This window comes from Paenibacillus xylanexedens (assembly GCF_007676705.1).
Lineage (GTDB): Bacteria > Bacillota > Bacilli > Paenibacillales > Paenibacillaceae > Paenibacillus > Paenibacillus xylanexedens_C.
In genome coordinates this window covers 1,254,406-1,281,353 of sequence record NZ_VEBF01000002.1, presented here as the reverse complement: position 1 = coordinate 1,281,353, position 26,948 = coordinate 1,254,406, and the positions used below count along the sequence as shown (strand labels likewise).

19 protein-coding genes are annotated in these 26,948 nt (G+C 48.9%); all 19 read left to right on the top strand.

Going from position 1 to position 26,948, the window contains the following annotated elements; translation table 11 throughout:
* Positions 1 to 170: 170 nt before the first annotated feature.
* The 19 genes from FS628_RS15700 (at position 171) to FS628_RS15610 (ending at position 26,936) form a co-directional block, all read left to right on the top strand.
* The gene (locus FS628_RS15700; protein WP_145323275.1) at positions 171 to 1,547 is read left to right on the top strand and encodes a class I SAM-dependent rRNA methyltransferase; all 1,377 of its coding nucleotides are present in this window, start codon (positions 171 to 173) and stop codon (positions 1,545 to 1,547) included.
* Between the two features lie 428 nt (positions 1,548 to 1,975).
* Complete coding sequence (addB, locus tag FS628_RS15695) at positions 1,976 to 5,479, top strand: helicase-exonuclease AddAB subunit AddB (RefSeq protein WP_145323274.1); 3,504 nt, start codon at positions 1,976 to 1,978, stop codon at positions 5,477 to 5,479.
* Entirely contained in the window at positions 5,476 to 9,894 is a 4,419-nt protein-coding gene (addA, locus tag FS628_RS15690) for a helicase-exonuclease AddAB subunit AddA (RefSeq protein ID WP_145323272.1), read from the top strand. Before addB ends, addA begins: the two co-directional genes overlap by 4 nt.
* A gap of 59 nt (positions 9,895 to 9,953) precedes the next feature.
* Positions 9,954 to 11,138, top strand: coding sequence for an exonuclease SbcCD subunit D (locus FS628_RS15685; protein ID WP_145323269.1), 1,185 nt, complete (start codon positions 9,954 to 9,956; stop codon positions 11,136 to 11,138).
* A complete protein-coding gene (locus FS628_RS15680) occupies positions 11,135 to 14,554 on the top strand; it encodes an SbcC/MukB-like Walker B domain-containing protein (protein WP_145323267.1) in 3,420 nt (1,139 codons plus the stop codon). Before FS628_RS15685 ends, FS628_RS15680 begins: the two co-directional genes overlap by 4 nt.
* A gap of 432 nt (positions 14,555 to 14,986) precedes the next feature.
* Complete coding sequence (locus tag FS628_RS15675; RefSeq protein ID WP_145323265.1) at positions 14,987 to 15,331, top strand: hypothetical protein; 345 nt, start codon at positions 14,987 to 14,989, stop codon at positions 15,329 to 15,331.
* Between the two features lie 349 nt (positions 15,332 to 15,680).
* The gene (locus FS628_RS15670) at positions 15,681 to 16,040 is read left to right on the top strand and encodes a histidine triad nucleotide-binding protein (protein ID WP_145323263.1); all 360 of its coding nucleotides are present in this window, start codon (positions 15,681 to 15,683) and stop codon (positions 16,038 to 16,040) included.
* A 269-nt stretch (positions 16,041 to 16,309) separates the two neighbouring features.
* On the top strand, positions 16,310 to 16,483 hold the full coding sequence (gene rpsU / locus FS628_RS15665) for a 30S ribosomal protein S21 (RefSeq protein ID WP_005547957.1): 174 nt from the start codon (positions 16,310 to 16,312) through the stop codon (positions 16,481 to 16,483).
* A gap of 15 nt (positions 16,484 to 16,498) precedes the next feature.
* Complete coding sequence (locus FS628_RS15660) at positions 16,499 to 16,942, top strand: GatB/YqeY domain-containing protein (RefSeq protein ID WP_062835503.1); 444 nt, start codon at positions 16,499 to 16,501, stop codon at positions 16,940 to 16,942.
* A 285-nt stretch (positions 16,943 to 17,227) separates the two neighbouring features.
* Positions 17,228 to 18,550, top strand: a complete 1,323-nt coding sequence (locus FS628_RS15655) for an NfeD family protein (protein ID WP_145324189.1) — start codon at positions 17,228 to 17,230, stop codon at positions 18,548 to 18,550.
* 164 nt (positions 18,551 to 18,714) lie between these two features.
* A complete protein-coding gene (floA, locus tag FS628_RS15650; protein WP_076332307.1) occupies positions 18,715 to 19,725 on the top strand; it encodes a flotillin-like protein FloA in 1,011 nt (336 codons plus the stop codon).
* A gap of 13 nt (positions 19,726 to 19,738) precedes the next feature.
* The gene (locus FS628_RS15645; protein WP_145323261.1) at positions 19,739 to 20,338 is read left to right on the top strand and encodes a hypothetical protein; all 600 of its coding nucleotides are present in this window, start codon (positions 19,739 to 19,741) and stop codon (positions 20,336 to 20,338) included.
* 180 nt (positions 20,339 to 20,518) lie between these two features.
* On the top strand, positions 20,519 to 20,812 hold the full coding sequence (gene yqfC, locus FS628_RS15640; protein WP_145323259.1) for a sporulation protein YqfC: 294 nt from the start codon (positions 20,519 to 20,521) through the stop codon (positions 20,810 to 20,812).
* Entirely contained in the window at positions 20,809 to 22,002 is a 1,194-nt protein-coding gene (yqfD, locus tag FS628_RS15635; protein WP_145323257.1) for a sporulation protein YqfD, read from the top strand. The genes yqfC and yqfD overlap by 4 nt, the downstream gene beginning before the upstream one ends.
* A gap of 6 nt (positions 22,003 to 22,008) precedes the next feature.
* Positions 22,009 to 22,980 (top strand): PhoH family protein, encoded by a 972-nt coding sequence (locus FS628_RS15630; RefSeq protein ID WP_145323255.1) that lies wholly within the window; start codon positions 22,009 to 22,011, stop codon positions 22,978 to 22,980.
* A 16-nt stretch (positions 22,981 to 22,996) separates the two neighbouring features.
* A complete protein-coding gene (locus FS628_RS15625) occupies positions 22,997 to 25,246 on the top strand; it encodes an HD family phosphohydrolase (RefSeq protein WP_145323253.1) in 2,250 nt (749 codons plus the stop codon).
* A gap of 114 nt (positions 25,247 to 25,360) precedes the next feature.
* On the top strand, positions 25,361 to 25,858 hold the full coding sequence (gene ybeY / locus FS628_RS15620; RefSeq protein WP_036674804.1) for an rRNA maturation RNase YbeY: 498 nt from the start codon (positions 25,361 to 25,363) through the stop codon (positions 25,856 to 25,858).
* Positions 25,858 to 26,229 carry a diacylglycerol kinase family protein gene (locus tag FS628_RS15615; RefSeq protein WP_145323251.1) on the top strand — a complete coding sequence of 124 codons (372 nt, stop codon included), beginning with the start codon at positions 25,858 to 25,860 and terminating at the stop codon, positions 26,227 to 26,229. The genes ybeY and FS628_RS15615 overlap by 1 nt, the downstream gene beginning before the upstream one ends.
* Positions 26,230 to 26,522: 293 nt before the next feature.
* The gene (locus tag FS628_RS15610) at positions 26,523 to 26,936 is read left to right on the top strand and encodes a cytidine deaminase (RefSeq protein ID WP_145323249.1); all 414 of its coding nucleotides are present in this window, start codon (positions 26,523 to 26,525) and stop codon (positions 26,934 to 26,936) included.
* Positions 26,937 to 26,948 lie beyond the last annotated feature (12 nt).

The window sequence follows — 26,948 nt, the reverse complement described above, 5'->3', positions numbered from 1 at the left end:
CAGAAGAAGCGAAGCGTGCGCCTTTGTCTCCGGATTTTCCCTTTAAGAAAGGGAATCAAAAAAATCTGGAGACAACAGCGATCGGAAGATCGATTCGTAACCGAAACGCCACCTACGCGCCGCACCAAACCTATCTTTTGAACTATTAAATTAAAGGAAGTGGATCTACCTTGCCATCAGTTACACTCGAACGCAGTCGCAAAAAGCGGCTTGAACATGCACATCCATGGATATTTAACAACGAAATTGCCTCTGTTGACGGAAACCCGGAACCGGGAGATCTGGTCAATGTATTGAATCATCAAGGTCGCTATCTGGCGACAGGTTATTACAATCCCGCATCTCAGATCACAGTAAGGGTCGTAGCGTATCAACCGCTGGAGTCCGAACAGATGGACACCGCGTTCTTTGCAGCTCGTTTCCGCGATTGTTTGCGTCATCGGGAACGCTTTATCCAGGATGGCGAGGCGTACCGTCTCGTTTATGGCGAAGCTGATTTTCTGCCAGGACTGATCGTTGACCGATTCGGCAGCATTCTCGTTGTACAGTTGCTTACACTCGGCATGGATCGTTGCCGTGAAGCTATCGTACAAGCACTCATTGAAGTGATGCAGCCGGAAGGTATATATGAGCGCAGTGATGTCTCGATTCGTGAACTGGAAGGTTTGGAGCAGACCAAAGGTCCACTGTACGGGGATTGCCCGCGGCATGTCACCGTTACAGAGAACGGACTGCTTATTAAAGTGGATATCGTGGAAGGACAGAAGACAGGTTATTTCTTCGACCAACGCGAGAATCGTGCAGCTATCGAACCGCTTATGAAGGGGTGGGGCTACAAGAGTGGAATCACACTCCAGCAGACCGAGCAGGATGGCACAGAGCAGCTGTTGCCTGTGAATAAAAGCGGCAAGGTAGTTACATTCCCTTATTGGGATGGTGCTACTGTGCTGGAGTGCTTCTCACACACAGGCAGTTTCACGTTGAATGCTTGCAAGTATGGAGCCAAAAAAGTGACATGTCTTGATATTTCGGAGCACGCCATTGAGAGTGCACGAACGAATGTGGAGCTGAACGGTTTTACCGATCGCGTAGAATTCGTTGTTGCTGATGCATTCCAGTACTTGCGTGAACAAGTGAAAGGTCTGGATGAACGTACCGCACGTGCACGTGCAGGCGAACAAAAAGTAGATACATCCAAAGCGCTTGCAGCTGGCGGTAAAACATTTGATGTAGTCATCCTCGATCCCCCTGCGTTTGCCAAAACGAAATCAGCAGTAAAAGGTGCATGTCGCGGTTATAAGGATATCAACCTGCAAGGAATGAAACTGGTTAATGAGGGCGGATATTTGGTAACAGCCAGCTGTTCGTATCATATGCGTCCTGATCTCTTCCTGGACACGATTGCTGATGCAGCAGAAGATGCAGGCAAGGTGTTGCGTCTAATCGACTGGAAAGCAGCAGGTAAGGATCACCCGCAAATTTTGGGCGTAGATGAAGGGCATTACCTGAAATTTGCTATTTTCGAAGTGCGCAGTAAAAAGAATTAATCGTATGATTTCCGTTCTAATTTAACTGTATAGATTGAACTAAACATTTACACGAGAAAGTAGAGGACAGAAATAACCTGAAGAAGTGGAGCTAAAAGCTTTCTGAAGGAAAGCTGCTTCGGAAGCATAATCTTCGCCTTTATTCTCGGATTTTCTCACTTTTATAAATTGAATCAAAAAAATCTGGGAATAACAGCGATCGGAGGGTTGTTCTGTCATCGGAGTGGCAAGTGTAAATATTCTTTAATTAATCTATAGATCAAGTCAAAAGTCCACAGTGTGAGTAGCTGCGGGCTTTTTGCTGTTTTGCTGTGTTAACGGAGATGATCTCCGGTTTTACCGGATAGTGGCAAACGTATGTTCCGAACCAAGTCAGATATGTTATACTGGGAATTAAAATCTTGTACGTGTGGTTTGGAGGATTAGACATGTCCGTTCGTTTTGTTATTGGCCGGGCAGGCAGCGGCAAAAGCTCGCTGATTACCCGGGAAATTACATCCCTGCTTCAAAAGGAGCCGCAAGGTAAACCTTTGATTTTACTCGTTCCGGAACAGAGTTCCTTTCGAACAGAGCAAGCGTTGGTGTCTTCTGGAGCAATTAAAGGTACGATGCGTGCAGAAGTGCTGGGCTTTCGCCGTCTAGCCTACCGCGTCATGCAGGAAGCAGGCGGTTCTGCCCGTATTCCGATCGGAGCCGAAGGCAAAAAGATGCTACTCTACAAAGTCATCCAGCGTCGTAAGGATGAATTGAAGCTGTTTGGTGCATCCGGCAGCCAGCTGGGTTTTATAGGCGAATTAAATGACTTATATAGTGAATTTAAACGTTATGAAGTTGATCCATCATCGCTGGAAGAAGGGCTATCTGGATGGAATAACTCATCCTCTTCGCCAATTCTGGAGGATAAGCTACATGACTTGAATCTGATATATCGTGATTATGAACAGGAACTGTCCGAATTATATATTGATGATGAAGATACGTTGACCGAACTGACAGAGCGTTTGTCGGAAAGTGCATTGCTGCAGGATGCCCAGATCTGGATTGATGGTTTTCAGGGATTCACTCCACAGGAGATGAGTGTGATTGGTCGGCTGATGTTGCAGTGCTCTTCCGTTACGATTGCCCTGACATTGGATCGCCCTTATGATCACGGTGCATTGCCTGGAGAACTGGAACTGTTCTATCCCACGGCAAGTGCTTACGCGCGTCTCAAAGGAATGGCCGAAGAGCTGGGTGTAACGAGCGATATAATTGTACTTGATTCGGAGACTCCACCGCGATACAAGGATCGTCCGGGACTTGCTCATCTGGAGGCTGGATTTGACCGCCGAATTCGGTGGAAAGGTGAAGGCCTTGATTCCGGAATCCGACTAGTCGCAGCTGAGAACCGTCGAGCTGAGATGGAGGGAGCACTGCGTGAGATGCGGCGTTTGGCGCAAAACGAAGGTGCACGTTATCGGGATATGGCGGTGCTTGTTCGTCAGTTGGATACCTACGCCGATATAGCTGAACCGTTATTCAGAGATTATGGCGTGCCTGTCTTTCTGGACCGCAGAAGAAATGAACTTCATCATCCGTTATCCGAGTTTATCCGTTCCGCACTCGACATTGTTCGTCGACATTGGCGTTACGAGGATGTATTTCGCTGCGTCAAAACGGACCTGCTGCTTCCGCGTGATGGTTCCATCACCCGTGAAGATATGGACCAGCTTGAGAATTATGTATTGGCTTGTGGTATTCATGGATATCGCTGGACTGACGGCAAACCATGGAAATATGTGCCAAGCCTTTCACTTGAAGACAATGGTCAGGATGGTCGTAGTCGAGGACGGGATCAAATGCTGTCTTTAATGGAGAGTTGTCGAACGGTCATTACAGATTCCATGGGTGCTTTTGAGAAACGTATGAAAAAGGCAAAGACAGCCAAAGCCCAATGCGAGGCACTATACAGATTGCTGGAAGAGGCCGAGATCCCATGGAAACTGGAGAGTATGTCTGCTGAAGCTAAGGCTCAAGGTGACCCCGAACGCTCGAGAGAACATCGGCAGATGTGGGGAGCTGTGCTGGATTTATTGGATCAGATGGTCGATATGATGGGCAATGAACGGCTGGATGTCACTCTGTTCGCCGGGATGATCGAGACCGGATTGACCGAACTGAAGCTGGGTCTGGTACCACCAGCACTTGATCAGGTATTGGTCGGTTCCATGGATCGTACACGTCTTCAGGATATCAAATACGTATTTATTCTCGGTGCGGTTGATGGTGAACTGCCTGCTGTACCTCAGGAGGCTGGAGTATTAACGGAGCTGGAAAGATCGTTGCTGACAGAAAGAGGCGTGGCGCTTGGACCAGGAGCAACAAGACAGATGCTGGATGAACGTTTTCTGATCTATACGGCACTTACAGCGGCAAGCAGTCAGTTGTGGCTGAGTTATCCGGTTGCTGATGATGAGGGAAAAACACTGCCTCCTTCCGAGATTGTCCGTCATGTACGGAAGATGTTTGGTTTACAAGAACGGCCATTGCTCGCTCAACCACCAGTTGCGAACTCGGAAGAAGCTCATTGGTCCTATGTTACCCATCCGGGTCAGAGTCTGTCTGCGCTCATTGGACAATTGCGCAAATGGCGCCGTGGAGAAGACATTCCAGAAATGTGGTGGGCGGTCTACAATTGGCATGTATCTCGGGAGACAAGCAGACCTCAGCTGGAGCGGCTGCTGGGATCGATCTTTTACCGTAATCGGGCATTGCCCCTACGCACAGCTACCAGTCGCAGATTGTATGGCACAGAGGTGAGAACGAGTGTTTCGCGAATGGAGCGGTTCGTAGCTTGTCCGTTCTCCCATTTTGCTTCGCACGGGCTACGTCTCAAAGAACGGCAATTGTACCGTCTTCAGGCTCCTGATATCGGACAACTGTTTCATGCTGCACTGAGTCAGCTGGCTATGCGGTTGCGTGAAGAAAATCGCAGTTGGGGCAGCTTGACTCCAGACCAATGCCGCAAGGAAGCCGAGCAAACGGTGGAGCAGATTGCACCGCAACTGCAAGGAGAGATTTTGCTAAGCACCAAGCGATACGGTTATATTTTCCGCAAATTGAAGGACATTGTTAGCCGGGCATCCGTTATTCTCGGTGAACAGTCCAGACGTGGAAGTTTTGAACCGATTGGGTTGGAGCTTGATTTTGGACCGGATAAAACACTGCCACCTCTGCGTTTTGAACTGGAGAATGGCTGTGTGATGGAGATTGTGGGTCGGATTGACCGTGTGGATGTGGCAGAAGGAGAGAACGGTCTGCTCTTGCGTGTCATTGACTACAAGTCCAGCCAGACGGATCTCAAGCTGCATGAAGTGTACTATGGTCTGTCATTGCAGATGCTCACCTATCTGGAGGTGCTGCTTAGTGCTGCCGAGGAATGGCTTGGGGAAACGGCGATGCCGGGAGGAACGCTGTATTTCCATGTGCATAACCCGCTGTTGCAATCCGCAAATGGCATGACATCGGAGCAGGCCGGACAAGAACTGCTGAAACGGTTCAAAATGAAAGGTTTGCTGCTGGCGGATCGGGACGCAATCGCTCAAATGGATAACACCCTGGATAAGGGGTATTCAGCTATTATTCCAGTTGCCCTTAAGGCGGACGGAAGCTTTTATAGTAGCGCCGCTGTAGCCACGCCAGAGCAATGGGATACGCTGCTGGCTTCGGTTCGCAGTAATATCCGTGAGATTGGTACCCGAATTACGGATGGGGATGTGGCCATTGAGCCTTATCGTATTCAGCAGGAAGTGGCGTGCACGTTCTGTCCATATAAGCCTGTTTGTCAGTTTGATGAGAATATTGAAGGAAATGAATATAACCTGTTGTCCAAACCGGGCAAACAGCAAATCTGGGATATGTTATCTCACACCAAGGGAGGGGAAACATCATGACGAATATGCCAAAACCGGAAGGAAGCTTCTGGAGTGATGACCAGTGGAGTGCCATCTCCGAAAGCGGAGAAGACATTCTGGTTGCCGCTGCGGCGGGATCAGGCAAGACAGCTGTATTGGTTGAACGAATTATTCGCAAGATCGCAGATCCCTCCCAAGGATTCAGTGTGGATCGCTTACTTGTAGCCACATTTACCAAAGCAGCGGCCGCCGAGATGAAACAACGGATTCGGGAAGCGCTGGAACGTGCGCTGGAAGAACAGCCTGGAGAAGAACATTTGCGTAAGCAGCTGTCGCTGCTTGGGCGTGCATCTATTACAACATTGCATTCATTCTGTATGGAAGTCATTCGCCGTTACTATCAGCAAATTCCGTTGAACCCGGCTTTTCGTATCCTGAATGAAAATGAAGCGGAAATCATGCGGCAGGAATTGCTCGAAGAACTCTTTGAGGAAAAGTATGGCGAAGAAGATGAAGGCAGTACCTTCCGCGAATTGGTGGACTGGTTCAGTGGAGAGCGAAACGATGATGCCATGCATCGACTTGTGCAACGATTGTATGATTTCTCCCGCAGTCATTCCTGGCCGGATCATTGGCTCTCAGAGATGGCATCCGCTTTTCAGGTAGAAAGCGTGGAGGAGCTTGGACATTCAGCATGGGTTCAGAGTATTTTGCGTGATGCGGCTCTTGCCTTAAGTGGTGCAGCAGGACTGCTCCGTCAAGGCATCCATATTTCCATGCAGCCTGAAGGCCCGGCACCTTATGCAGATACGTTAAAAGAAGATCTGGTGATGGTGGAAGAGCTGCTGTCTGCAGTTGAGGTTATGCCATGGGAGAGGTTGCCTGAAGTGTTTCAACCCGCTGCATTTGGCAAACTGAAACCCTGCAAAAAGGATCAAACGGACCCTGTTTTACAAGATCAGGTGAAGGAACTACGTGAAGCTGCGAAAAAGGCCGTTTCCGACCTGAAAGGATCGCTGTTTGGAAGAACTGCTTTTTCGTTCTGGCAGGAGCTGGAGCAGGCGGCACCACTCATGCAGGAACTGTCGAGGCTGGTTAGTACATTTGGAGAACGTTATCGACAGGCCAAACAGGAACGGGGGCAAGTTGACTTCAGTGATCTAGAGCACTACTGCCTTCACATTTTGCGACATGAGGATTCAACGCCTGAACTGTCGATGCCTTCCGATGCGGCTATGGAGTACCGTTCACGATTCGATGAAGTGTTACTTGATGAATATCAGGACACCAATACGGTTCAGGAAGATATCGTGAAACTGATCTCCAGAGAAAAACCGGGTAACCGATTCATGGTAGGTGATGTCAAACAGAGTATCTACCGTTTCCGTTTGGCGGAGCCGGGTCTATTTATGAACAAGTATCGCCAGTATGGAGCAAGCATGCGTGAGGATGGAAGTATTGAAGATCGCTTGAGTCGTACAGGTCAACGTATTGATCTTGCACGGAATTTCCGTAGTCGTGCAGAAGTCGTGCATTCGGTCAACATGATATTCCGGCAACTCATGAACGAAGGTGTGGCAGAGATTGCTTATGATGAACGAGCTGAGCTGGCATATGGGGCTACGTTCCCGTCAGAGACGCTTGGCGATGAGGCGTATACGCCTGAACTCATGCTGATTGATCGTCAGGGCGGTGGGCCTGATCTGACAGAGAGTACGGATGAGAATGGGGATGCATCGATCTCCGCAGAACTGGAGAGTGCCGAACTCGAAACAGCTCAGTTGGAAGCACGGGCGATTGCAAGGCGTATTCGTGAAATGGTTGGGGATACGGACAAACCTGCCCTCCATGTATATGACAAAGCCCTGCAAACGATGCGCCCGGCACGTTACGGCGACATGGTCATCTTGCTCCGTTCAACCTTGATGTGGGCTCCGCTCATGATTGAGGAATTCAGACAGCAGGGAATTCCTGCTGGAGGAGAACAGAGCAAGGGCTACTTCCAGGCTACAGAAGTGGAAATCATGATGTCTCTGCTTCAGCTTGTTGATAATCCAAGGCAGGATATTCCGCTCGCTTCTGTGCTACGTTCCCCGATTGTCGGACTGGACGAAGAGGAGCTGGCACAGATTCGTCTTGGTGACAAAAGACAGTCATTCTATGATGCGGTTATATCGGCTGCTGGAAAATGGAACGATTCCTCTACGAATGCCGTACATCAATCCCGGCAAGATAACCATCCTGACTCCAATATGGTCCAGTTGCAGTGGCCGGAAGCCTGGTCAGAGATGGAACAGGGGCAGCGGGAGACAGCAGCTTCTGCTGAGGCAGAGATTCTGGACGATGTATACGAATTTGATGTGCTTACAGATGGAAATCAAGCTGCTGATTTTACTGGACATGCAAACGAGGACAGGGACATAACGGAGATTTCAGGCTCGGAGCTTGAGCAAAAGTTAAGCCGGTTTATGCGTCAATTGGAGCAGTGGAGACTTGAGGCAAGACAAGGCAGTCTAAGTGAACTGATCTGGCGTATGTATCGGGAAACCGGGTATTTGGACTGGGTTGGTGGTCTTCCAGGAGGCCTGCAACGTCAAAGTAATCTTAAGGCACTGTACGATCGCGCAAGACAATATGAGGAATCAACTGCAAATCGCGGCTTGTTCCGTTTCCTGACCTATGTCTCCAGACTGCGGGAAAACGGGGGAGACCTCGGGACTGTAGCGGGTAGTTCAGGTGAGCAGGACAACGCGGTGCGTATTATGACCATTCACCGGAGTAAAGGTTTGGAGTTTCCAATTGTCTTTGTTGGTGGCATATCCAAGATGTTCAATCAGCAGGATCTGAACGCACCGTTTCTCATGCATAAGGAACTGGGATTTGGTCCGAGGTTTGTGGATCGTGAGAACCGGGTTGCCTATCCTACACTAGCCAATCTGGCGATTCGTCGTCGGGCCCAATTTGAACTGCTTGCTGAAGAGATGCGTGTGCTGTATGTTGCGTTGACCCGTCCCAAAGAGAAAATGATTTTGCTGGGTACCGTAAAAGATGCATCTAAAAAAGCACTGGCGTGGTCTCAGGTCAAGGATAGCCCTGAACTGGCATTGCCGGACTATCTGCTTGCTGCCGGACGAAGCTACCTGGACTGGATTGGGCCATCCCTGATGAGACATCCAGATGCGGCTGTATTGCGTGAACTTGCAGGAAGCAATGATTCGTTCTCAGCCTGTCTTGCAGATGATCAATCACGATGGGCGATTTCTATTATCTCTGCCGATCAGGTATCCCGTGACCATGTGGTGGATCAGACACTCGGAGAAGAAGACGGGATGACTGAAATGCGGAAAGAACGAATTGCTGCGCTCAAAGCGGTTCTGCCTGTGGAGCTGATTTCATCCTCAACTGTAGAAAAGCTGACGGAGAGCGCACAAAATGCAGCTAACCAAAACTTTGGAGCTGAAGGTACAGATCCAGGAATCTCTCAAGAAGAAGAGACACGCCTGATTCGCGAGGTTGATCGACGGCTTTCGTGGACTTATCCCTATGAAGCAGCAACTCAAGTAGCAGCCAGCACATCTGTGACCGAGTTGAAAACGTTACTTTCGATGCAGGACATCCAGTCCGTAGAGGTGATGGAGGAACTGGGAGAACAGTCCGAGAGAGTGTTGGATCACAACACTTCAGGAATGAATTACATCAAGGGTGAAGCAATCCATGTACTACGTGGTGCATCTGTTGAATCTATCGAGCATGAGGCTGAATTAGGGTCAGTTTCAAACGGTATGGTGAACGTTTCGGTTGCGGGATCTGAGGATGCGTCTTTCAAATTGCACCTGCGTCGTCCCAAATTTATGGGGGAGAAACAACTGACAGGGGCAGAACGGGGGAACGTGTATCATACGTTGATGCAGCATCTTCCTATAGATGGAACAGCCATTGATTCACAGCTTATTGAGCACACAATTGAACGACTGGTGGAGCTTCAGATTTTGCTGTCCCATCACGCGGAGGCTATCGAACCTGAAGAACTGGTCGGATTCTTCGATACAGAACCAGGCAAAGAACTGTTGCATGCAGAGTGGGTAAAACGGGAGATTCCGTTTGTGTATGGACTTCCGGCACATCAGTCTCCTGTGGAATGGCTCCATGAACGGGCAGCGAACTCAGATATGCAGATGCTAAATGAAGATAGCAAAATGCAGGCAACGATTGAAAATGAAACGGTCCTTGTACAGGGGATTATTGATTGTCTTTATGAGGTGGACGGCGAGCTTGTCTTGCTTGATTACAAGACGGATCGGGTATTGGAGCATCGTGGTGGTTTGGATCAACTCACCAAAAATTATCGCTTCCAACTGGATCTGTATGGACGGGCCATTGAAGATATACTGGGTCGGAAAGTTGACCGGAAATGGCTGTACTTTTTTGACGGTGGACATGCAGTGAAATTGTAAAAGAAACGGATTGGAATTCAGAACCATGGATCTCACATGGGAGAGGGGTGGTACGGACGATGCGTATTTTGCATACAGGAGACTGGCATTTGGGAAAAACGCTGGAAGGACGAAGTCGACTGCGTGAACAGGAAGATTTCGTTGATGAACTCGTCAGGCTGGCTGATGAGCAGCAGGCGGATGCCATATTGATGGCCGGAGATGTGTATGATTCCGTGAATCCTCCCGCAGCGGCGGAACAACTTTTTTATGAAGCGGCAGCGCGTCTGACGGCGCATGGAAGACCTCTCGTGGTGATTGCAGGGAATCATGATCAGCCAGAGCGGGTGGCTTCTGTGACTCCGCTTGTGAACAGACAGGGCATCACACTCGTAGGGATGCCTACTTCAGAAGCCGTAACCATCTATGCACAGCGAACCGGAGAGACTGCACAGATTGCGGCATTACCTTATCCTTCTGAAGCAAGATTGAATGAATTGCTGACAACGGATGGGGATGAAAATGTGCTTCGTCAGGCATATAGCCACCGGGTGGGCATGTTAATGCAGCGTCTGGCAGCTTCTTTTCGCCCGGATACTGTGAACTTGGCCATGAGCCATATCTATGTGCTTGGCGGTCTTGAGAGTGATTCGGAACGTCCGATTCAGATCGGTGGGGCTTACACGGTGGACCCTTCGTCTTTATCGACTGGTGCGCAATACACGGCACTCGGGCATCTTCATCGTGCACAGGCTGTCAAGGGAGACGGTCTGATTCGATATAGTGGCTCTCCGCTGGCCTACAGCTTCTCGGAAGCGGGGCAGAGCAAGTCTGTCACGATGGTTGATCTTGCACCAGGCGGAGCTGCACAGGTAGAGGAAGTCTTGTTAACGTCCGGGCGTCCGCTCGTTCGTTGGCAGGCGCGTGGTGGTCTGGCGGAAGTATATCGCTGGCTGGACGAGGGACGTGATCCACAGGCTTTTATCGACATGGAAGTGTGGTTGGACGAGGCGATGTCTCTGAAGGAGATTCAGCAGCTGCGAAAATCACATGAGGGTATCATTCACATACGCCCCGTGTATCCCGAGATGGCTGCAGCAGGACTTTTGGAGCAACGATCCGAACTGCCGGTCCACGAACTGTTCCGTAAATTCTATCAGCGTCAGACGGGTGGCGCACAACCGGAAGAGAGCCTGGTACAGCTTTTTCTGGAACTTGTCGATGAAGATGAGCCGGGTGTGCGTGAGGAGGTCGAGGAAAGATGAAGCCGATTCTATTAAAAGTTGCCGGACTGCAGAGCTATCGGGAGATGCAGGAGATTGATTTTACCGTGCTGACGGAAACGGGGCTATTCGGTATATTCGGTCCAACAGGCAGCGGTAAATCTTCCTTGCTCGATGCAATCACACTCGCCATGTACGGGAAAGTGGAACGTGCAGTAAACGGCACGCAGGGCATTATGAATCATGCAGAGGATTCGTTGTCGGTTGCTTTTACATTCGAACTGATGTCGGCAGAGGGGATTCGAAGATTTCGCGTAGAGCGACGTTTCAAACGAACTAATGAAGTGTCGGTGAGTAACACGATAAGTAAATTCATAGAGACGGTCAATGGCGAAGAACAGGTACTTGCCGACAAATTGGCAGATGTTAATCGCTGCGTTGAAGATGTGATCGGTTTGAAGATGGATGATTTTACACGAGCAGTGGTGCTTCCGCAAGGGAAATTCGCCGAGTTTTTGTCACTCAAAGGCAGTGAACGTCGCCAGATGCTGCAACGCTTATTCCATCTGGAGAAGTATGGGGATCAGCTGGCCATCAAATTAAGTCGGCGGGTCAAGGATAATGATATGGTTCACCAATCTCTTGCTGCCGAGCAACAGGGACTTGGCAATGCCAGCAAGGAGACACTGGAAGAGACCAAACGTCTTCTTCAAATCGCAGTGCAACAGTCTGAATTGTCTCGCAAAGCGCTGGATGAAGCGGCGAAGGAAGCCGAACAACTGGGTAAAATACGTGAGTTAAGTAACGAACGGCAGGCCCGTACAGATGAACAGCAGAAGCTGAAAGCACTGGAACCACAGATCGAGGCAGGCGAACAACGGCTGAAACAATCTGTAGCAGCAGATGCAATACTGCCTGCGTTGCAGACGGTTCGAGATGCTATGGCTATGCAGAAGCAACGGCAGGCTATCGCAGAGACAGCTCAACAGCAAGCATTGGAACATGAGCGTCTGTCCGTTCAGCAAGCAGAGAAGGCCGAGATCGCACGTACGCAAATGGCTGAGGAAGAACCGAAACTGCTGTTACGCCTGGAGCAGCTTGAACAAGCGAAAGAGCTGCAAAGGGAACGGGACGGTCTTCAAGTGGATTGCTCGCGCCTCATGCAACTTCTAGAACAGGGACAGGGCGAACAGAGTGCGCTGGGACAGCAGCTTGAGAAAGAAAAGGAGTTGCAGCAGCGCGGGCGCAAACGGCGTGAGGAACTACAGGAGAGCCTCAAGCCGAATGAAGTGAAGTCAGAGGAACGCAGGCAGCTTCAGGCTGCGCTTGAACTGAAGCATCGTGTGGATACTGCCGCGGAGCAGTTGCAGCAAAACAAGGCTGACATGCAAGCCTACAAGCAGTCAGCAGAACAGGGAGCCGACAAGCTGAAAGCGGCGGCTGAGGAAGAAAGACGCCTGAGTGATCAGCGTATCCATCTGGTAGAACAGGCGTCAGCAGGTCTTGAGGCCTTGCTTGCCTGTGAGCAGGACATTAGCCGCGAACAGAGCCTGCTGGCCCTTGCGGAGGAACAGCTGCGTGACACGATGCGTGAGCAGGAGCTGCACCGGCTGTCCTCCGCTTTGCGCGCCGAACTGCACGACGGCGAGCCATGCCCGGTGTGCGGCTCGCCGCACCACCCGCTCCCGGCTGCGCCGCCGGGAGAAGGTCCGCACGCAGGCGATGCGGACCTGGAACTGCTGCGCAGCCTGCATGCAGAGCTGCAGGAGCTGCGCTTTGGGCTGCGCCAGCAGCTGCACGAACGTCGCAGCCTGCTGACGCAGCTTGGCGCTGCGGCCGGCGAAGCTCCGGCCGCAGCCGAGGCCGCGCCTGCGGCAGCGGAGCCCGAGCCCGCCGGGTCGCCCGAACACGGGCGCTCCCCGGCAGCCTGGGCATCGCGTGCCGCTGCGCTGCGCGAAGCCGCGCAGGCGCTGGATGGCGCAGCAGCGCCATTGCAGGCTGAAGCCGCCGCGTTGCAGCAGGCGGCTGTAGGCGCCCAGCAGCGCCGCATGGAAGCGGCAGCTGCGCAGGAGGCCGGCCGTGCCGGGCTCGCCCAGGCGGAGCGCAAGCTGGCCGAGAGCGAGGCCGCAGCGGCTGCCTTGCAGGGCCGCTGGGCCACGGAACTGCCGGGCATCGCTCAGGAGGAGGCCAAGGCCCTCTATCAGGCGATGCAGGAGCGCGATGCGCGCGCCGAGGACATCAAGGAACGTCTGAACAAAAGCGTGACGTTCCTTGAGGAAAAAGACCAGATCATTCAATCTCTCCAACAGAAGCTGGTTGAATTGGATAAACAACTGATTCAGTGGCAAACGGAATGGCAGGGCAACAGCAAACAACTGGCTGAGAAGGAAGAACGCTTGCGTCAGTGGGTTGGGGAGCAGCGGGTAGAAGATCTGATTACTTCGGCTCAGGTTCGTCTGGATGGACTGCGAAAAGCAGCTGCGGAGTCGGCACAACGCTTCAAAGAAGCGGACACGCTGAAGCAGGAGTCAGCCAAGAAAGATGTCATGGCACAGCAAGCCGCCGTCTCGGCCGCAGAACATCTGCAACAGGCACAGGAACGCTGGCAGCAATTGCTGGAACAATCTCCGTTTGACTCGGACGATGCTGTCGTGTCCGCGGCGATTCCATCCCAGGAGGCGGAACGACTGGCAGGAGAGATCCAGCAGCACCGTGAACGTGAGCGTGAACTGGCATCCCAATTGCGCGAACTGGAACAGAAGTTGGGTGGTGCTAATGTATCGGATGAACAGTGGTTCGCCTGTACTGAACGTTTGCAGCAAGTCCGGACTGAGGATGAGGCGGCTCTTCGTGCCAAAGCACGGGCAGAACGTGATCTCGAGGATGTAGAGCAGCGACATGTTCGCTGGACCGAACTGGAGAACAAGCGGGTGGAGGTAAGCCGTCAAGGCGAACTGCTCAGCAAACTTCAATCCGCGTTCAGAGGCAATGCTTTTGTCGAGTATATTGCCGAAGAGCAACTGATGCAGGTTAGTCATGCGGCTTCTCAGCGTCTGCGTTTCCTGACCAAACAACGCTATTCACTGGAGGTGGACTCCGGTGGTGGTTTTGTAATCTGTGATGATGCCAATGGGGGAGTCAAACGACCAGTATCAACGTTATCAGGTGGCGAGACGTTCTTGACCTCATTGTCATTGGCGTTGGCACTGTCGGCCCAGATTCAGCTGCGAGGCCAGTACCCACTTCAATTCTTCTTCCTGGATGAAGGGTTCGGTACACTTGACCCGGAGCTGTTGGATACCGTTATCACGTCTTTGGAAAAACTGCATGACGACCGATTGGCTGTCGGTGTAATCAGTCACGTTCCTGAACTGCGCGCACGCTTGCCGCGTAAGCTTGTGGTGATCCCGGCAGGTGAAGGCGGAGGCGGTTCGCGGGTGGTCTTGGAGACCCTGTAGAGAGCAAGATGTATAATCTGTTATATGTGCCGGGCTCATGATCCAAGATTTTGCGAGATGGTCGAAGAAGATGCGCTGGACTTAAGTTTATTTAGAGACTAGACCTTTCGTCAGAATGACTTTCATTTTTGATGAATCGAATGTTATTGTAAAAATATCTCTTTTCTTGCTTTTATAACTTAGCGTAGTGAGTTACATCACAGATACAGGTTCATCCCGCTGTTATACTACAGTTAAGCCGACAAACTTTATTTTAAGTACCCCGGCGGACATCTGATCAGGACGCTTCCTGAATAGATGTCCGCGCAGCAGCCTTCCAAGGAAGCCGCTACGGGGTGCTTCTTTTTTTGTATTTTCAACGTTGTGTCAATTCGCCCAGATCTGAATACCATGAAAAGGTGATCAAGAGCAGATTCAGGGAGGCGTTGGCAAGTGGAAAAGGTGGAAGCGAAGAAAATATGCAAGGAACACATGCACCGATATGTATGTGTGCAGATGAATGACGGCATGCAATATGATGGCATTATGGAAAACGTGGATGATGAAATGATTTATCTGGCTGTTCCAGTTGGGCCTGAAGCTGTCGTACATCATGCGAACTGGGCTCCAAATGCAATGCCGGGAGCGAATTATCCTATAGGTCATACCCGCGGATTCTATCCAGGATACGGGTACCCTACGCCTTATCCTTATTATGGTTACGGCCGCAGACGTTTTAACCGACTCGTGCTCCCGTTATTTGCACTCACTGCATTAACGTTGCTGCCTTATTATTGAACCATGCACTGGCGTAAATCCGGATCAGTTGCTTATATGGAGTGACATTGGCTTCAACTGAATAAAAAAATTATTAAAGGATGGATCAAGCATAGAACCTTTCTCATCTCCACGTGCAAGAATGGAACTCATTGAGATGCAGAAAGGTTTTTTGCTTTTATACAATATCTGTTATTTATCCCCAATTGGTAAGTTCACTTGAATAGTATGGAAAGAAAAGTCTTTAACAGGCTGACACCTGTAGCTAAAAAGATGTTCACCCGTAGTGAAGAAAATTGGACTACACTTTTTACTTCGGGTATGATGTACAGGAATACATAATTTTCAAAACAAAAGGAGGGTATGAACTATGGATTGCTTATTTTGCAAAATTGTAGAGGGCAGCATCCCCTCCAATAAAGTACTGGAGAATGACCATGTTATCGTTTTTCATGACATCCAGCCCGCTGCGCCTACACATGTTCTCGTCATTCCGAAGAAACATATTGCTTCCATGAATGAAGTGACCGCAGAAGATCTGCCTTTGATCGGTGAGATTCATCTGGCTGCTCAAGAAGCGGCCAAACGTCTTGGCGTGCACGAAACAGGATATCGCCTGATCAACAACTGTGGTAAGGATGGAGAGCAAACTGTCCACCATCTGCATTACCATTTGCTTGGCGGTACCAGACTTGGTGTACTGACAAGTTTGTCTGATTCTCACAAATAAACGAGCTAATGTGTACTAATATCGAGGATTTAGACATATGTATTAAATCCATGAATATGTGACTTAACGCTCATATAAATGAATCAATTTCATAATACCTTTAGCTGCTTTAATCAGGGTACAAAATCTATTTTTAGTGAGTTATGAAATTGATTCAAATAAGTGATCATTACATTGAGGTTGACACCTTTATTACCTTTCGCCTATAATGAAAGATGATGAACCGTGTTATTGCTCTTGGACGGTCTGGTCGGAGGGAGGGAAAACTGGTGTCTGAAACTAAAGTTCGCAAAAACGAGACTATTGATGCTGCACTTCGTCGTTTTAAACGCTCCATCGCTAAAGATGGCGTATTGGCTGAGGTGAAGAAACGTAAGCATTATGAGAAGCCAAGCGTAAAGCGCAAGAAAAAGTCCGAGGCTGCTCGTAAGAGAAAGTTTTAGGAGGATTTTAACTACATGAATCTTAGCGAACGATTGAACGAAGATATGAAGCAAGCGATGAAGAGTAAGGACAAGTTCAGACTCTCCAACATTCGGTTGATTCGTTCGACGATCAAGAATCTTGAAATAGATTTGAAAAGAGATTTGGATGACAACGAAGTGCTTGATATCCTGAGTCGTGAAATCAAACAGCGCAAAGATGCCCTCCAAGAATTTGACAAAGCGGGCCGTGAAGACCTCGCGGCAAATGCAAAAGCGGAAATTGAAGTACTCATCCAGTACCTTCCCGCACAGCTTTCCGAAGAAGAAATTAAAGTTATTGTACAGCAGACCATCCAGGAAACCGGTGCTTCTTCGAAAGCCGAGATGGGGAAAGTCATGGCGGCCCTTATGCCGAAAGTTAAAGGCAAAGCGGACGGCAAACTGGTAAATCAAGCAGTTCAACAATTTCTGCAATAAAGCAAACTAATAAACACCTTCTGACTTGTCAGGAGGTGTTTTTTCCATTTTTTCATGAACGCATGATGGCCTTCTGATAGCAATTATTTCTTTTAAATGGTTAATATATATTATTATGGTTTTGAATTCTTGCAATTGCTCCAGTTTTCAAATATAATTTTAAGATTTTGAAACGAAATGTTGCATTGTACGTAATAAATACCATAAGCTGGACAGTATAACATTAATGGAAAAGGGGGGACTATTGTGAAGGGAAAGCGCCGGAAGAAGCTTACGGGGCCATTGATGCTCTTAATGCTGCTGACGCTGTTGCTTCCTGTCTGGATTGGATCACCGTCAGCGCATGCAGCTGAGAAGAGTGGCGCCGTATATATTATTCCGGTTGACAAACCAATCGAGCAGGGACTTGGCAAGTTTATGGAACGCGGGTTCAAGGAAGCGGAAAAGATGAACGCTGGCCTGATCGTTCTTGATATCAATACGCCGGGAGGCCGTGTCGACACTGCGGAAACGTTGGGTACCCTGATTAAGGACAGTCCGATAGAGACTGTTGCATTTGTCCGTGGAGATGCTGCTTCAGCCGGAAGTTTTCTGGCCCTGAATGCAGATAAGATCGTAATGTCACCAGGCAGTATGATCGGTGCGGCAGCAATGGTGGACAGTTCGGGCAAACATGTTGATGATCCGAAGCTTGTTGCGTTCTGGAAAAGCAAAATGCAGGGAGCGGCTGAAATTAGTGGCCGTGATGGCAAGATCGCAGCTGGAATGACGGATGTTAACATGGTTGTGGAAATGCCAGAGATCAATAAAACCAAGCAAAAAGGTGAAATTATTGCTCTCTCGGCTGAAGAAGCGCTGAAAGTCGGTTATGCCGACCACATCAGCAACACACCGGAAGAAGCGGCAACTTGGCTCGGTTACAGTCAGGATGATGTATTCAAGGTAGAACGGACGACAGCAGAGAATATCTCATCTTTTCTTACCAATCCTGTTGTCATGACTGTATTATTGTTCCTCGGAATCGCGGGTGTGATCATTGAATTGATTGTTCCTGGTTTTGGAGTTCCTGGTATTATAGGTATCGTGTGTTTCGTGTTGTATTTCTCGGGTAACTACATTGCGGGATTTGCCGGAGCAGAGACATGGGTACTATTTACAGTCGGACTGATTATGATGATCCTGGAGATGTTTATTCCGAGCTTCGGTATTCTGGGTATTTTGGGATCGATTGCGCTTGTGGCTGGTGTTGTAAGGGCTGCTTATGATACGAGTGATGCATTTGTATCTCTGGGTATCGCTTTTGGAGCAGCGCTGGTAGTCATTGCGATCATTGCGATCGTCTTTAAGGATCGAGGAATATGGAATCGGTTCATATTGAGTGACAGCATGTCTGCGGATCGTGGTTATTCATCAGCCACAGAGCGCAAAGAGCTCGTTGGTCTGCAAGGAATCAGCTTGACACCGCTTCGTCCTTCGGGAACAGCGATGTTTGAAGGGGAACGAATTGACGTTGTGACCGACGGAGACTTTATTCCCATCGATACACCGATTATTGTGATCAAAGCGGAAGGTACCCGGATTGTAGTTCAGCAAGCTCTGCCGGTGTAACCCGCTCTGTTGTCGAAGCGGACTAACGCTTCGACAATGTACATAACCACTTAGCTGAAGCTGCCAGTGCAGTGGTGCATTCTTTCATTTAGCAGCGGACTCATGAATAATGTCTTCTCTGATGTATTTATCAAATTTGAATTGCAAATGGAGGAAATTAAACTATGGACACATCTATGATCACGATTTTGCTCATTGCGGTAGTAGGTATTATCGTATTGAGCGTATTCTTCAGCTTTTTCCCGGTTATGCTCTGGGTATCAGCGATTGCATCCGGCGTACGAGTAAGCATTATTACACTGGTAGCGATGAGACTCAGACGTGTAACACCTAGTCGTATCGTGAACCCAATGATCAAAGCAACGAAAGCGGGTCTTAAACTTTCAATGAACCAACTGGAGAGTCACTTCCTGGCAGGTGGTAACGTTGACCGTGTTGTAAACGCTCTGATTGCTGCACAACGTGCGAACATTCCACTCGAATTTGAACGTGCTGCTGCCATTGACCTCGCAGGTCGTGACGTATTGCAAGCCGTACAAATGAGCGTTAACCCGCGTGTTATCGAAACACCGATTGTCTCTGCGGTAGCCAAAGATGGTATCGAAGTTAAAGTTAGAGCACGGGTTACCGTTCGTGCCAATATTGATCGTCTCGTCGGTGGTGCTGGTGAAGAGACAATTATCGCCCGTGTCGGCGAAGGTATCGTAAGTACGAACGGTTCCTCCAATTCTCACAAAGACGTCCTAGAAAATCCGGATCTGATCTCCCGTACCGTGTTGTCCAAAGGTCTGGATGCAGGTACTGCTTTTGAAATTCTGTCCATTGATATTGCGGACGTTGATGTAGGTAAAAACATTGGTGCCTTCTTGCAAACAGAGCAAGCAGAAGCTGACAAACGTATCGCTCAAGCAAAAGCAGAAGAGCGTCGTGCAATGGCCGTAGCGCAAGAGCAAGAGATGAAAGCACGCGTAGTGGAAATGAGAGCCCGCGTTGTTGAATCCGAATCCCAAGTACCTTTGGCAATGTCCGAAGCCCTGCGTAGTGGTAAGATCGGTGTCATGGATTACATGAACCTGAAGAATATTGAAGCGGATACTCAAATGCGTAACACATTGGGAAAACCTGGTGAAGGTTCGAATTCCAACGATCAGGGTGATTCCAAAAACGGAAGATAGGCGGTGAGTGCATATGGGCCTATTTGAATGGATTTTTGATAATCTGTATATTGTGGCCGTCATCGGTTTTGCGCTCTTCTCGTTCTTAGGGAAAGCTGCCAAATCGGCTGATCCGAACAAAAAGCGTCCTGCCAACGGGATGCCTACGTTTGGAGGTGGCGGTGATTCAGACCGGGATGAACGCTCAAGAGATAACTCATCTCCGCAGCAGTCTTCCGGACCTGTAGATCCCCGTTATGATGAACAGTATGACGATCGATATGATGACGAACAATATGAGAATCAGTATGATCAGCCGTACTCAGAGCCTGCTGCTTCTTCTCGGACCGCAAGTGACTACAGAAGTGAGGGCACGATGAGCGCCATGGAAAATTCACTTGAGGAACAGATGAGAGGCATGGAACAACAGCAGCGCTTGATTGAAGAACGCTTGAATCGCATCTCTTCTGCGAATCGGCCAGTTGTGTCTGATTCCAGTTGGGATGAGACCAGCACCGATGAATCGGGAGCATCTCGGCTTCGTCCTGCTGATATTCGTACAGGTGTGCTGTGGGCAGAAGTACTGGGTTCTCCTCGTTCCAAACAGCCGTTTGGTACAAGAGGGAAACTGTAACCAAGTCTTCATAATGAACAGAAATAGAGCCGTCTCTGGTGAGCAGAAAGCCGCCGGAGACGGCTTTTTCTGTGTTCTTTACTTTTTTCTCAACATTCGTCCCTAACACGCCCCGGAATTTTCATAAATTCATGAATCTGCGCATAAGTTGAACTGTAGAGGAAGGGGGAAGACCTTCGAATGACCCGGATCAGCCGCAAGCTGCGCAGATGGACCAGTGAAGTGTTGGATCTGCCGCAGGATGTGCTTTATGATATGCCACGGTTAACCCTGATCGGCAGCAAGCAACTGTATATAGAGAATCATCGCGGTGTCATCCATTTCACGCCGGATCGCATCGTGCTGGCTCTTTCACAAGGCCAGTTGGAGATCAAAGGAACTGCCTTGGTGATACGCAACATTTTGCCGGATGAAGTAGCTGTTGAAGGAACGATTCTGGATATTCATATGAATGGAGTGGAGGGGAACGCATGAAGCAGCCCAGTCTGTACAAACTGCGGGGAGCAGTCCGAATCACGGTCACTGGGGGAGACATTGAAGCATTGATCAACACGGTGGCAGAGCAGGGACTGGAAGTGTGGAACCTGCGTGCTCACGATGGACGCGTGGCAGAGATGAACATTCTGCTGCCGCATTTTTTCAGGCTGCGTCCTGTGTTGAAACGGACAGGCTGCAGAGTGAAAGTAACCCACCGCAGCGGTTTTCCTTTTTTTGCAGCCCGACTATTGCGAAGGAAGTTTTTTCTCGGAGGAATGCTGTTTTTTGTGGCAGCTTTGTTTGCGTTGTCGTCTATGGTATGGAATGTGGAGGTCAAGGGTAACGTCACCATTCCTACGGACGAAGTGCTCGCAGCAGCGAAGAAAGAGGGGGTATATCCTTTCCAGTGGGCGTTCCGCTTGCAAAGCCAAGACAAGCTCTCCAGGCAACTTGCACTTGCTCTGCCGGATGTGACCTGGATCGGGGTGAGCAAAGAAGGGACAACCATTACCATTCAAGTCGTGGAGTCTGCACAACCGAAGCGCGAACCGTTACTGAACCCGAGACATCTGATCAGCAAAGCAGATGCTGTCGTCACTCAAATCTATGCGGAGCAGGGGCGTCCTGTTGTTCAGAAGGACATGCGTGTCAAAAAGGGTCAGGTACTGATCTCAGGTATTCTCGGAGATGAGGAGAACACCAAAACTATCGTTGCCAAAGGGGAAGTTCGTGGTCTGGTATGGCGTGAGTATCAGGTAGAAGTCCCGCTTGTGCAAAAACATAACACGATGACTGGTGAGAGCAAAGAGCGCTTTTACATGGTGCTGGGAAAATGGGCGATCCAGCTGTGGGGATACGGAAATACACCATTTACTTCTTTTGATACCGAGAGTAATCATAAACCACTGACCTGGAGATCCTTTACACTTCCCATGGGCTGGTTGACAGAGAAGGACCTGGAGACCCGTGAACATGAGGAACAACAGACCATAGAGTGGGCCAGAACGAAAGGATTGGAAGGAGCAAGGAACGATATTATTGCCAAAAATGGCAAAGGAACGAAAATTATAAGTGAAAAAATTTTGCATGAGAAGAAAGAGAATGGTAAAGTTTATATGAAAGTCTTATTTGAAGTAGAAGAAAGCATTGCGGAAGAACTTCCGCTAGTCCATAGTCAAGGAGAATGAGGATATTTGTCAGAGCAAACACGCAGTATACAAATCTCCCTCCAGAGTGCGGGAGAGGGCCAATCTCTTTTTGGACCCCAAGATACTTTTCTTAAACTGATTGAATCCGAGATTCCCGCCCAGATTGCATCCCGTGAAGCGGAGATTGTGATTTTCGGCAATGCACAGCATGTGGAATCGCTTGAACAATTATTTGATGTGTTACTGCAATTGATACGCAATGGATATGTGTTAACCGAGAGAGATGTGAAGTATGCGATTGAACTTGCCAAGGATATGCGGGCAGACCAGCTATTGGACCTGTTCAAGGGCGAGATTACGACGACATACCGAGGTAAACCAATCCGTGTTAAAACCATTGGACAGAAGCACTATGTAACTACAATTAAAAAACGTGATATTGTATTTGGCATTGGTCCTGCTGGTACAGGTAAAACCTACCTTGCTGTTGTACTGGCTGTTGCCGCAATCAAGGAAGGCAGCGTCAAACGTATTGTGCTCACACGGCCTGCTGTTGAAGCAGGAGAGAGTCTTGGGTTTTTGCCAGGTGATCTTCAGGAGAAGGTAGACCCGTATTTGAGACCGCTGTATGATGCCCTGTATGACGTTATGGGACAGGAACAGACCGCGAAGGCACTGGAGCGAGGGTTAATCGAAATCGCGCCACTCGCCTACATGCGGGGGCGTACGCTGGATGACTCCTTCATCATTCTTGATGAAGCACAGAATACAACACCGGAACAGATGAAGATGTTCCTGACACGTCTTGGTTTTGGCTCCAAAATGGTCATCACCGGAGACGTGACACAGATTGATTTACCGCGTGGTAAGAAATCCGGGCTTGTGGAAGCGAATACGATCTTGAACGAAGTTAATGAGATTGGATTTGTGTATTTTGCCGAGCAAGATGTTGTACGGCATTCCCTTGTCCAGAAAATTATCGTGGCTTACAACCACGCCGCAGAAAATCAAGCATAGAAAGGGATTGTCTAAAGTGACCTCGAAGGAACCGTCAAAAGGCAAATCTTTTCAGAATAAGGCTACAGGATGGAAGTATAGCGTGTGGGCACGCTATCTTCTGTTTTTGTTTCTGGTGATTCTTTTCTACGTGAGTCTGGCTTCCAAGCTGCTCCCCGAGCGGTATGATATCCAGGAAGGTACACGGAGTGAAGTGGATATTGCTGCGCCCATGCAGATTCCAAATAACAAGGCCACACTCAAAGCACAGGAAGAAGCTGCTGAACGGGTACAGCCGATATTTCAGATCGTGCAGATGCGAAACGAAAATTTGATGACGACCCTGCTTGATCGTGTAGATCGATTGAATCAGGATGATCAGATTTCAAGTCAGGACAAGATTGATATTTATCGGGATGAAATCCCGCAGCGTCAGAAGGATTTTGTAACCAACTATATCAATAACAATCGGAAAGCCGGTACATACTCCGAGACTCTGTTGGAAGAGATCAGAAACGTGGTTCAGGAGCAAAGTTATCGTATTCCTGAAGAAACTTACATCAAAATCTCGCGTCTGACATCGGATGATATCCAAGAGATGAAACCAGTTGCGAGGGATATTGTTGCCCGGTTAATGACCGATCAGATCAACGATGCAACCACTGCGCGTGCGAAAGTAGCCGAGATGGTGAGTGTAAGCTCGCTTAGTAAGCGTACGCAACGTGAGGTGGTGCAAGAACTTGCTCGCCTCGTGGTGACCGCTAACCGCTTCTATGATGAAGAGGGAACCAAGGAAGCGAAAGTTCAGGCACGTGAGAACACACAAACGGTCTTCATTAAGCAAGGGGACACATTAGTTGCCAAGGGTGAAATGATCACCCCGGAAATGTATACGCTATTGGATGAGAATGACTTGCTGAAAAATGAAGTGAACTACTGGCCGCAGCTTGGACTTCTTATGTTTTCCTGCCTGTTGTCGGCAGCAATTCTGATGTATATTCAGCAAGGCAGCGGAACGCACTTTAAGTATAATAATGCGCAGCTGTTGATGCTTGTTCTCATTTTTATTATTACGATTGTGGTTATGCATGTGACGGCGATTATCCAGACCAATGAGAGGTCTTATGTAGGTTTCCTTGCTCCTGTTGCGGTAGGGGCGATGTTAATTGCACTTCTGCTGGATACCTCGCTTGCCTTTGTATGTTCGATTTTGATCGGTATGTTGTCCAGCATTATTTTGAACACGCATCAGGGTCAGCTTTTTGACTTTGAACTGGGTTTCTTCGCTGTATTGGTTTCATTTGTTGCGATCTTCGCAACTCATAAGGCCAGCCAGCGATCAACGATCCTGAAAGGGGCCATTATGGTCTGTCTGTTCGGGTCCATCGCCGTCTTCACCTTGGCTCTGATTGACTCGGGCGATTGGAATCGAACCACGACACTGTATGGCGTTGGATTTGCATTTGCTGGTGGCGTGCTTACTGCCATACTGGTCATTGGGCTGATGCCATTTTTCGAAACTTCATTTGGCATCTTGTCAGCGCTCAAACTGGTGGAACTGTCCAATCCGAACCATCCGCTTCTCCGCAAGTTGCTGACGGAGACACCAGGTACTTATCATCACAGCGTTATGGTAGGTAATCTGTCCGAAGCCGCGGCAGAGGCCATTGGAGCTAACGGATTGCTCTGCCGAGTGGGATCGTATTATCATGATATTGGCAAGACCAAGAGACCCATTTATTTTATTGAAAATCAGAATAATATGGAGAATCCGCATGATTCGATCGATCCGAAACTGAGCAAATCCATCATCGTTGCCCATGCGCGTGATGGTGTGGAAATGCAGAAGGATTACAAACTGCCCAGACCTATTCGGGATATTGCGGAACAGCATCACGGCACAACATTTCTCCACTATTTCTATCACAAAGCACTGCGCCAAGCAGAGGAAGCAGGCGTTGAGCCTGATTTCACGGAAGAGGATTTCCGTTACCCAGGGCCGAAGGCTCAGTCCAAGGAATCTGCTATTGTTGGCATTGCCGATAGTGTGGAGGCTGCTGTGAGGTCTTTGCGCAAACCGACAGTGGAGCAAGTGGAGTCGATGATTGAGAAAATTATTAAAGGGCGATTGGACGATCATCAGTTCAACGATTGTGATCTTACGATGCGTGAACTGGATATCGTCGCCAGAACATTGAAGGAAACGGTGATGGGTATCTTCCACTCCAGGATAGAATATCCGGAGGAGATTAAGAAACCGAAGCCGACTTCGCCCGAAGCAGGATAATTCAATAATAGTTCGTGTTCAAAAAGGCCCGGTTTTCAGTACCGAGAAGATGCGATGAAGCTAGAAAGGCTTTTTGAACAACCTCTAATATGAGCAGACAGGAGTTATGGAAGAATGAGTCTTAATCTGGCATGGAATAATGAACAACAGGATAAAGAAATTACAGAACCGATGATTGCAATGCTGGAACAGTTGCTGAACCTTGCGGGAGAAGCAGAAGGTGTTGCAGACGGGGAAGTGGCTCTGACTTTTGTGAACGATGAGCAGATTCATGAGTTGAACCGTGATTATCGCGGCATTGACCGTCCAACGGATGTATTGTCTTTTGCGATGAACGAGACGGTGGATGAAGAGCTCGATATTATCTATGAGCTGGACGAAGATGAAGAAATGGAAGAAATGCCGGATGTTCTTGGAGACATCATCATTTCCGTACCACGGACCATCCTGCAAAGTGAGGAGTATGGACACTCATTTGAACGTGAACTTGGTTTTCTGTTTGTCCATGGCTTCTTGCACCTGCTCGGATACGACCATCAGGATGAAGCTAGTGAGGCTGAAATGATGGGCAAACAAGAAGCGGTATTGGCCCAGGCCGGGTTGACACGATAATGAAAAGGCGCTCCTGGGGTCTGGTATTCCGCAATGCTGCGGAAGGAATCGCATATGGGTTGCGGACTCAGCGTAATGTGAGAGTTCACACGGGAGTGGCTGTTTTGATGTGTGTAGCCGGCTTTTATTTCAGAATCTCAAGAACGGATTGGATGTTTGTGCTGACCGCAGTCTTTTTGGTCCTGGTTACTGAATTGATGAACACGGCTGTAGAGGCTGCAGTTGATTTGGCACATCCCCATATCCATCCGCTGGCAAAAGCGGCGAAGGATACCGCGGCTGGTGCAGTTCTGCTGGCTGCGGTATTCGCCGTCATCATCGGTTGTATCGTTTTCATAAAGCCGGTAATGAGCTGGCTAGGTTTGTACTGATTTTGTTTTAACTTTGTTTTGATTTTAATACTACACACTAATATAAAGTTGGATCTTTTTTAAGTTGAACTTGTAGACGTTACACGATAACGAAGAGGACAGAAATAAACCTGTAGAAGCGAAGCGTTCGCCTTTATCCCCGGATTTTCACTTTGAAAAAGTGAATCAAAAAATCTGGGGATAACAGCGATCGAAAGGTTATTCTGGACTCGAAGTGGCAAGTGTAAATTTGGCTTTGGTTGAACTTAACTTATAGAGCACAGCTTTATATCACCCTAAGGGAGAGAATAATGATGGATAACGGTTTGTTAATGCAGGAAGCAATTAAGGCACGTACGAAGGCGTATACGCCTTATTCCCATTTTGGTGTAGGTGCGGCTTTGCTTGACAGTGAAGGACATGTGCATCATGGTTGTAATATTGAGAATGCTGCTTATTCCCCAGGTAACTGTGCTGAACGTACAGCGATGTTCAGTGCCATTGCAGGTGGACAGAAGCCTCGCAGCTTCAAAGCGATTGCCATTGTAGGAGACACGGATGGTCCGATTGCTCCTTGTGGTGTATGTCGTCAGGTCATGTACGAGCTGTGTGAACCGGATATGAAAGTCATCTTGGGGAACATGAAAGGTGATCTGCAAGAGACGACTGTTGCCGAACTGTTACCTTGGGCTTTTGGGCCATCTGATCTGAATTCTGCCAAAAAATAAACCAATATTCCA